A 9,412-nucleotide genomic window follows, 5' to 3' on the forward strand; every position below is an offset into this window, starting at 1 on the left:
AAAGATGATTACGCTGGTCTATGCTAAGATGTGAGTAGTTCATTAGTTTGTCTGTTTGTTTTGAGCAATATCCGACTTTAACTGATGAGCTTTCCTCTGTCAAGCTTTTCAGGTGATGCACTTCAGACTTGAATCGGCGTTTCTTGATTAGGCAATTTATAGCCTTTCTCATCAAGATGAAGTATAATTTGAGGAATTTTTGATGCGTCCTAGACGCATCCCACAGCCAAATATCGCCAATTTCCCCCTAGGCTTTAGGTCTTAAATAAACTAGAGACTGTTGCCAAATTAAAGTGGGTTTATCGTAGTGATCGACCAGGTATAGACAGTTAACATCTTGCCAAAGGATGCGACCAACGAGGAGATCATCGGTGCTTAACTTAATTTCTACTTCCCGTTTCTCTTGAATATAGCTCTGTACTTGTTTAATACTCGGTAGGCCAGGATCAAATTGAGACATAATGAGTTTATCGATGAGGTGTTCATCCTCTATTATTCCTGTTGAGTAGCTTTTATTGACCATGAAAATCCCCTTTACCAAATATCAAGGCCTGGGCAATGATTTTATTTTGATAGATAACCGTCACAGTTCCGAACCCCTGATCACAGCGGAAATGGCCGTGGCTATGTGCGATCGACATTTTGGTATCGGTGCCGATGGCGTGATTTTTGTGCTTCCCGGCCAAGCAGCAACCGACTACACCATGAGAATTTTCAACTCTGATGGTTCGGAACCGGAAATGTGTGGTAACGGTATTCGCTGTCTAGCCCAATTTATCGCCCGTTTAGAGGCTAACAACAGCATTGGCCGCACCTATCGCATTCATACTCTAGCAGGAACGATGATTCCCCGTTTAGAAGCTAATGAACAGGTAACGGTCGATATGGGGCCGCCGCAACTCCTCGGCAGTGAAATCCCCACCACCTTGGTCAATGGGTCAGAAAAAGTCCTCGCGGTTCCCCTAGAGGTGGAGGGCAAAGATTGGTTAGTTACTTGCGTTAGTATGGGTAATCCCCACTGTGTCACTTTTGTCGATGATCTGGCCTCTATTCCTCTAGAAACTATCGGGCCAAAATTTGAGCATCATCCGGTTTTTCCCCAACGGACTAATGTGGAGTTCGTGGAAGTAATCGCGCCGGATTATATGAAGATGCGTGTCTGGGAAAGAGGAGCGGGAATTACTCTTGCTTGCGGTACCGGCGCTTGTGCTGTGGTGGTGGCGGCCCTGTTGACGGGCAAATGCGATCGCCGTTGTACCGTGGAACTGCCCGGTGGTTGTCTTCAGATTCACTGGTCGGAAACTGATAACCGGGTTTACATGACGGGTTCAGCTAAAGCTGTTTTTGAGGGCATTTACTTGGTCTAAACCAACCCGCTAGGACGGGGACTGAACTCCCCGAACAGCGCCACGGGATTGTTAATTCTTACAGACTGGTAATCCACGCAATGATTCCTTTACCGGTTAACACTTCAATGGCCAAAAGAGAGACAAAGCCAATCATAGCTAGTCTGCCATTCAATTTTTCAGCGTTTTTGGTAAAACCGAGACCGCTAGAACTATCAACGTACATTTTCGGTTCGACAGCAAAGTTATTCAGTCTTCCTTGTTCTTCGGTGGTGTAGCCGCGGGCAGTCATGGGGAGGCTCCTTTTTTGTGCTTATGCTAAGAAGTGTAACACATTGTTAAGTTATGTTGCAAATTTTAACAAAAAATTTCTGGAGACTCAGAAAACCTCGATGGGGTGGTCATACTAAATCCTGTTTAAAAGGTATAGGAGAGTGGGGTGTAGGGTCTAGGGTGTGGGGAGAAGGGAGCGCTGGAGCTGCGGAGTGGGGAGCAGGGAGAAACAATTCATAACTTGAGAGTTAATCACACTATTAAAAACGGATTTGGGGTCAGTCAACGGCAAGGTTCTAGGCTGTCAGGGTAGTGCTATAGTTCTATCTCCTCTGGGTTTATTGACGAAATTTTGCAGCAAAAATAAATTCGGAACCATTTTGCGCCGTTTCAGAGATCACTCCAAATGTTAAGAATTGTACAACCCTCTTGTCATAAGGATTTTTATGTCATGAAACCTTAAATTTGGAATTGCTGAAGTATCTGTTGTTTGAAGGCTGGCATCACCTTTTAGACTTTATGCTGGATGAGGCCATCCCTATTGCTCTCGTTAATTCCTCTTGATTGGGGATTGGGTGTACCCAGCAGAAGCGTCCTATATTCAGTATTATTTGCTACATTCCGAATTTGGAATTGCTGACTGTGGGGAGAATAGGGAAAAACCACTAGGAAAAACCCGAATAAAATCTTAATATACAGAGTGCCTAGTAGCCATAACGATTGCGCTCACTATCTTTGTAAATTCTATGACAGAGATTAACCCAGAGATCAACCTCATGCAGATAGCGACTATACTCAACCAATATCGATTTGAAATGAGAGGATATAAAGCGCAAGAATTAATCGAGCGCTGGTTGCCCATCTATTCGCTAAATTGGATTCGCATGGCGATTTTAGAGGCACTCTATCAGGGACGTTACAAAGTCATTTCGGTGGAGGAAATCCTCAAAATTTGGCACCGTCGCGGCCATCCTACCTTTCATTTTACGGGGGAATTCGAGCGCTTGGTTTGTAAAAACTTGCTAGATTCCCAGTTAAATGGCAAAAAACCAGCAGTTATCCCTAAACGGGAACAGATCAATATACCTTCTCCCACCCTTGAGCAGCCCTGTCCAGAGCCAGAAGCGGGAAAAACCGATAATAATGGCACAGTAGCCACGAGTAAAGATTCTTTACTCAACTTAGAAACTTCTCTTTTTAATGATCCTCGCAAAGGTATGAGTAATGTGGAGGAATTATTCTCGCAGTTAACCCCGGAAACGCCCAAATTCCCTGAATTAGAATCAGTGCCTAAATCGCCTAACAGTCCTGGAACTAGGGAGAATTTTCCGGCTAATTTTAAACCGGCAATCGATGAGTTTATCCCTTTGTTAGACCCTTCGGAATTGTATCCCAAATTAAAAGCTGTGGCCCGCTCACAGCATAAGTAGGGTTGGCTGAAAAAGTTTTTCGGTGGTGGCAGGGTGTGGGGTGTGGGGTGGTGGGGTGGTGGGGTACTGACACCAATTAATTCCCCGCCCTCAAGAAAAAAAATCGCCCTGACGATTAAAATAGAGTTAACTTTCCCCCTCCAGGCTCTGCTCAATTAACTAAATTATGACATCCTCCTATTTTGGTCTAGAAACCGAAGAAAATAAACTAATTAACTCTAATAATCTCTCGTTCGCCGCTTCTCTTGGTATTCATGCCCTAATTTTAGCGATTATCTTACCTAATTTCCTCAATAATCCAGCGCAGGAGGCAAAAAAGGATTTACGCAACGTCAATCTGATTGAATTGAACCCTCTAGAGCAGTCACGTCTTCCCAATCTCGACTCCTCCCTGTCCAGCTTACCGGAACTGCCTAACCCCAATTCGTCTTCTTCCTCTTTGCCTCCTCTCCCCCCCATGGATGGCATCCATAACAGCACCTTACCTCCTTTACCCTCGGTTTCTTCCCTTCCCCCTTTACCTTCCTTACCTGCTTTACCTCCCCTCTCCTCTTTACCCTCCGTCAATATCTATTCTCCTCCCGTGGCATCTATCCCATCCCTGGGTAGATTACCGATTCCTCGCAATTTTCCCACTTCTACCCCCAGTTTACCTAGTCCTCCTTCTGTTCCCACCCTGCCAGAGAATAATAATCTGCCGAGGCAGACTAATAACCAGCAGCTCCAGCCTTACTTCGATCCCTACCAAGATAATCTAACTTTAGATAGATTGCGAAATTCGCCCCTTAGTGCATCGCAACAGGCGCAGGAACAATTAAACAATTCCCTAGCCCGCACACCGGAGCCGAATGGTCAATCGCCCCTCGATGAACAGCGTCGTCAACAATTAAGGTGGGAAATGCGGGAACGTTTGCGCTCCCTGGAGGCGGATAAAAGCAATACCAGTAACGAGGAGGCCATGAGAAATCAGGTGGATTGGCTGGCCAGAGTCCAAAAAACCAATCCTAACGCCTTAAATGAACTAAATCAGCCCAATCAGGGCAGCAGAGGCATAATTACCGTCAATTTAACCGGTAATTATCCCGCCACGGCTTGTTCCCGTCAATTGGCGGGGACGGCGGTTTATGGGGTGACGGTGGATGCCCAAGGCCGCCTCAGCAGTGAACCCCAGTTAATTAAAAGTGCTGGCTTCCCGATTTTCAATCAACAGGGGGCTAGGGAAGTACGCTTAACTCGTTTTAATAATCCCAGTGGTGAGTCGAGAATCTATCAGGTGCGAGTCAGTTTTGCCCCTAACCCGGAAGTGTGCCGAGGTGCGATCGCTAATCCTCCAAAACCAGAGGGTAGCAACCTCAATACCCGTAACTCCCCCCCCGTAACGCCGGCAATTGAAACCCCGCTTCGTCCTAATCAACCGCCGCAACCCGCCGTTAGCCCCCAACCGGATAACGTCAAGCCCCCCGCAGCTACAGGGACAAATCCACCCCAAACACAGCCAGAACCGCCCAAAGAAGCGATAATCGAAGAAAAAGCCCCAGAAACTCCTCCCCAAACCCCCGCTCTCAATCAGCCGGAGGGTTCCCCCGCCGGTCCCCCCACTAGCCAAAATCCTCAACCCGTCAGCGAGGAAGTTTTGCCCCCTGGTCCGCCGGCGTCCGCTAAAACTGAACCAGAAAGTTAGTCCTTTTCAGTGATCAGTGATCAGTTATCAGATGTGAGTTTTAGGTTTACTGATTACTGAAAAAAACTCCCATCTCCCTAGTCCATATTTTTACTCAAATGATTTCCACTTCCCAAATCCCCGATTCTTTTGTCTCAACTTGCCGTCGCGCCTCGGTTAGTCGTACTACCAAAGAAACCGATGTACAGGTGACGATCGATCTTGATGGTAGCGGCAATTGTCGCGCCCAGACAGGAATTCCCTTTCTTGATCATATGTTGCAGCAAATCGCCTCCCACGCTGCGATCGATCTCGATGTACGCGCCACCGGAGATCTAGAAATTGATGACCATCACACCAATGAAGACGTGGGAATCACCCTCGGACAAGCTTTACTGCAAGCTTTGGGAGACAAAAAAGGGATCGTCCGTTTCGGGCATTTTGTCGCCCCTCTCGATGAAGCTTTAGTGCAAGTTGCCCTCGATTTTTCCGGTCGCCCCCACCTCAGTTATGGTCTAGAAATTCCCACCCAAAGAGTGGGAACCTACGATACTCAGCTAGTGCGGGAATTTTTTGTCGCTTTGGTCAATCACAGTCAAATGACCCTACATATTCGCCAATTAGACGGGATTAATTCCCATCATATTATTGAGGCTACTTTTAAAGCTTTTGCCCGGGCGATGAGTGGGGCCATAGCGATCGATCCCCGTCGCGCCGGTATAATTCCCAGTTCTAAGGGAGTTTTATAGAAGCACTGCTTAACCCGAATTAACGTTAGCTTAGAAGCCCATAATTTGAGCCACTTGGGTTAATTCGGGAGCAATCCCAGATTTTAGTTGATTATTGCTGTGTTTTACCGCCGAATCTGGGTCTTTTAGTCCATTTCCCGTTAAAACACACACTACGGTGGCCCCATCGGGAACCTGTTGATGCACTTTTAATAATCCTGCCACAGAAGCGGCGCTGGCTGGTTCACAGAAAACCCCCTCTTGGCCTCCTAAAATCCGATAGGCTGCCAATATTTCCTCATCGCTGACCGCGTGAAATTGCCCTTGACTAGCGTGACTAGCAGCCCAGGCTTTTTCCCAGTTAGCGGGGTTGCCGATACGGATAGCCGTGGCCAGGGTTTCGGGATGGTCAACCGGTTGTTTGGAGATAAAAGGGGCGGCCCCAGCGGCCTGAAAACCCATCATCTTCGGCAGTCGGTCACATTTGCCTATCTGGTGATACTGACAGAATCCCATCCAATAGGCGCTAATATTGCCCGCATTACCGACGGGAATACATAACCAGTCGGGGGCATTACCCAAGACATCGACAATCTCGAAAGCCGCCGTTTTTTGACCCTCTAAACGGTAGGGATTGACGGAATTGACTAAAGTTACGGGATAATTTTCTGATAGTTGGCGGACAATCTTGAGGGCATCATCGAAGTTGCCATTAATAGCGATGACTTCCGCCCCGTACAATAAAGCTTGGGCTAATTTTCCTAAGGCCACATAACCATCGGGGATAATCACAAAGGCCCGCATCCGGGCTCTTCTTGCATAGGCAGCCGCCGCCGCCGAGGTGTTGCCGGTACTGGCACAAATCACCGCTTTTGCCCCTTCTTCCTTCGCTTTCGAGATGGCCATGGTCATGCCCCGGTCTTTAAAGCTGCCGGTGGGATTTAAACCGTCATATTTGACAAAAACCTTGACATCGCGCCCGATTTGTGCTGAGAGATAGGGGGCGGGGATCAGGGGTGTATTGCCTTCTAGGAGGGTAATTACAGGGGTTTTACTGCTTACGGGCAGAAATTGGCGATATTCTTCGATCAAACCGCGCCAGCCGCCGATAGACGAGGATTTAGTGGGTGATTGGGGGATCGATCGAGAAATAATTGTCATAGCCTTAAGGGTACAGATTTGATTAGATGGCCTAATCTCCTATTTTATCCAATAAGCAGGCCAAAAAATTAATCTCGATCGCCCGATTGGGATTCATGGGGTTTAAAACAGGGATGCGGAAAGATAAAAGGCAGTAACAGCCAATAAATGACCTTTTTGGTCAAAAAATAGTTATTTTATCGCTATAAATCTGATTTTTTGCCTTTTTTGTCTTTCAGAAGTTGATTTAATTAGCTGGTTATAATTAAATTGAAGATGGCTCCCCCCTTAATCCCTAGGGTTGATTCATGAATCAACCCTACCTTGAGGGGGAATCTGACAGTTAACACCTACCTACTTAATAAACCATCACCGGGTAAATAGCCAGAGATAAAAATTATGAAGGAAAGCACCGTCCCCACCATTAATCTCGCCCCTAAACTCAGAAGCAATTTATCTTTATGGAATCCCTTTGATTATCTTTTGCTGTTGTACTGGCTGTTTTATTTTCCCCAAGCAGTGCGCTGGTATGTGGAAACGAGAGGCGGCGGCGATAAATTAAAAGAACAGAAAACATGGCGCAATAAAATACAATTTCTCCGCAACCATCCCGTACAATTGCGTCTAAGGATTCAGTATCTTCTCTTAACTGTAATTATCGTTCTAATTATCTGTAGCATAGCAGCAAATTTAGGACTTTCTGTTAATTGGGGGGACGTGCTGTCGGGTGCGATGTTGGGCGTGGTGTCAGGCGCGGTGTCGGGCGTGGTGTCAGGCGCGCTGTCAGGGGCGCTGTTTGGCGCGCTGTTGGGCGGGGGGCAGGCCAGGCAGGCCAGGGTGTGGGGTGTGTTGCTGGGCGGGGTGCTGGGCGTGATGTCAGGTGCGGTGTTGGGCGTGGTGGGCGTGGTGTCAGGCGCGCTGTCAGGCGCGGTGTTCGGCGCGGTGTCAGGCGCGGTGTCAGGCGCGGTGTTCGGCGCGGTGTCAGGCGCGGTGTCAGGCGCGGTGTCAGGCGCGGTGTTCGGCGTGGTGTTAGGCGTGGTCGCGTCAAGGACGACAAGGTCGGTCGTGGCGTTGGGTGCGATGGTGCTGTCCCACGTGGTGTGGTGCGTGGGGTTCGGCGCGGTGTGGTGCGTGGTGTCGGGCGTGTCGGGCGTGTTGTCAGGCGACGTGGTGTCGGGCGTGGTGTCGGGGGTGGTGTGGGGCGCGGTGTCGGGCTTGGCGTTCGGCGTGGTGTTAGGCGTGGTGTCAGGCGTGGTCGCGTTGCTCGTGTTGCTCGTGTTGCTCGTGGTGTCGGGGGTGGTGTGGGGCGCGGTGTCAGGCGCGGTGTGGGGCGCGGTGTGGGGCGTGGCGTTGCGTGCGATGGTGCTGGGCGTGGTGTTCGGCGTGGTGTTCGGCGTGGGGTTCGGCGTGTTTTTCGGTGTGTTGGGCGTGTCGGGCGTGTCGGGCGCGGTGTTGGGCGTGGGGTTCGGCGTGGTGTCCGGCGTGGGGTTTATATTCGCCTTTTTCCGTCTTGATAATTGGCTAATCGGGCTTTTGGCGGGCCCTCAAGGGCGACTTTTTCCCCGTATTACCCTTCTACCGCTGCCGGGGTTAACCTCGACTCTACAACAATGGTTACAGCAAGACTGGGAAACGGCTATTAATAACCTCAATCAATACCTTCGGTACAGCCGCCAGTTTATTCCTGTCCTTGCCGCCGTTAATCGCGTTTTACCGCAATTCCCAGAGGCAGAAATTATCTATCGCATCTCCCGTCTGGCAGAAAATCCCTCCGATTGGCAATTGTTAAAATATGCGTCCGCGTCGGCGAAACTGTTTTCTCTTGCTGACAGCCAAATCCGTCTAGATACTCCTGCTTGCGCCGCCGCCGCTGGTTTTTGGTATCTTCACCAACAGGACACCGAAAAAGCCAAAAAAGCCTTTGCTGTGGTACGTTCCCTCGCCTACGGGGAAGAAATGTATAGCCTAGCCCAAACTTTACACCGATTTAGTCAAGCAGCAACTTTCGATAGTATCGCTTCCCTGGAGGTTGCCCCCATTGCCGCAGAACCGTCATTACGTCCGCAAACTTGGCAAGCTATCAGCAGTTTAAATCGAGTTATCGCAGAAATGGCTTTAGCACAGAGAAGTTACTCCCGAGGGACTAGAGATCGGATTATCGGGGAATTAAGCGATATAATCGACCAACAGGCTGCCAATTTACCCCAAGCAGAAAAAGAATTAATCCTTTCTATCGCCCAAAAATGGAAAACTTGCTGTTCTTCTAGCTTGTAAGCTAAGACGCATTTAAACCGCTTTTTCTTAGATTAGCCGAATCTCCCGCCCCTGCCCCTAGGGTTGATTCATAGTAGGGTTGATTTATAGTAGGGTTGATTCATGAATCAACCCTACCTTGAGGGGGTTTGATCCCCCCTGCCCCCCTTGATAAGGGGGGTGTCTGACAGTTTTTAACACCTACCTACTTAGGGCTTGCTGAATAATGGTAAAACCCTTTTAAAATAAAGCTTTTGACCTGTTAAAGTCCGATGTTAGTGCTGCGAAAATAGGATTGGGACTTTCAAAAACCTTGCATTATCCTTCTTATAGTACATCGCTTGGTACAAAAAACAAGGGCAACAAAGCCTGAAACGACCGGCTACTGACTCCTGACTCCTGACTCCTACCACCACCGAAAAACTTTTTCAGCAGACCCTACTTAGGGTTTGCTGAATAAAGCTAAAAACCTTACAGGAAAAGGCTTTTAGCTAGATTGAGAGTCGCTCAGGTGCCCCTGAATCTGCTAAAATTACTCAAAACCCTTGCATCTTCTCCCCTTAGTACTAATGTATCGCAAGA

At 48.5% G+C, this 9,412-nt stretch carries 8 protein-coding genes; 5 read left to right on the forward strand and 3 right to left on the reverse strand.

Going from position 1 to position 9,412, the window contains the following annotated elements; translation table 11 throughout:
* Positions 1–247 precede the first annotated feature (247 nt).
* A complete protein-coding gene (locus tag IM479_RS08455; protein ID WP_002756689.1) occupies positions 248–460 on the reverse strand; it encodes an Hfq-related RNA-binding protein in 213 nt (70 codons plus the stop codon).
* A gap of 61 nt (positions 461–521) precedes the next feature.
* Between IM479_RS08455 and dapF the strand changes: the two genes are divergently transcribed.
* Complete coding sequence (dapF, locus tag IM479_RS08460) at positions 522–1,367, forward strand: diaminopimelate epimerase (protein ID WP_287685188.1); 846 nt, start codon at positions 522–524, stop codon at positions 1,365–1,367.
* 58 nt (positions 1,368–1,425) lie between these two features.
* Here the strand turns inward: dapF and IM479_RS08465 are convergent, their stop codons facing one another.
* Positions 1,426–1,638: a CAB/ELIP/HLIP family chlorophyll-binding protein gene (locus IM479_RS08465; RefSeq protein ID WP_286825383.1), complete on the reverse strand. Its 213-nt coding sequence runs from the start codon at positions 1,636–1,638 to the stop codon at positions 1,426–1,428.
* A gap of 727 nt (positions 1,639–2,365) precedes the next feature.
* Here IM479_RS08465 and IM479_RS08470 point away from each other — a divergent pair.
* The 3 genes from IM479_RS08470 (at position 2,366) to hisB (ending at position 5,458) form a co-directional block, all read left to right on the forward strand.
* Complete coding sequence (locus IM479_RS08470; protein WP_287685189.1) at positions 2,366–3,049, forward strand: hypothetical protein; 684 nt, start codon at positions 2,366–2,368, stop codon at positions 3,047–3,049.
* Positions 3,050–3,215: 166 nt separating this feature from the next.
* Positions 3,216–4,730, forward strand: coding sequence for an energy transducer TonB (locus IM479_RS08475; protein WP_287685190.1), 1,515 nt, complete (start codon positions 3,216–3,218; stop codon positions 4,728–4,730).
* A 98-nt stretch (positions 4,731–4,828) separates the two neighbouring features.
* Positions 4,829–5,458 (forward strand): imidazoleglycerol-phosphate dehydratase HisB, encoded by a 630-nt coding sequence (hisB, locus tag IM479_RS08480; RefSeq protein WP_287685191.1) that lies wholly within the window; start codon positions 4,829–4,831, stop codon positions 5,456–5,458.
* A 30-nt stretch (positions 5,459–5,488) separates the two neighbouring features.
* Here the strand turns inward: hisB and thrC are convergent, their stop codons facing one another.
* Positions 5,489–6,598, reverse strand: coding sequence for a threonine synthase (gene thrC, locus IM479_RS08485; protein WP_287685192.1), 1,110 nt, complete (start codon positions 6,596–6,598; stop codon positions 5,489–5,491).
* A gap of 378 nt (positions 6,599–6,976) precedes the next feature.
* On the opposite strand from thrC, the gene IM479_RS08490 reads away from it, so the two are divergent.
* Positions 6,977–8,851, forward strand: a complete 1,875-nt coding sequence (locus tag IM479_RS08490; RefSeq protein ID WP_287685193.1) for a hypothetical protein — start codon at positions 6,977–6,979, stop codon at positions 8,849–8,851.
* Positions 8,852–9,412: the final 561 nt, after the last annotated feature.

It is taken from the genome of Microcystis sp. M165S2 (genome assembly GCF_020245885.1).
Taxonomy (GTDB): domain Bacteria; phylum Cyanobacteriota; class Cyanobacteriia; order Cyanobacteriales; family Microcystaceae; genus Microcystis.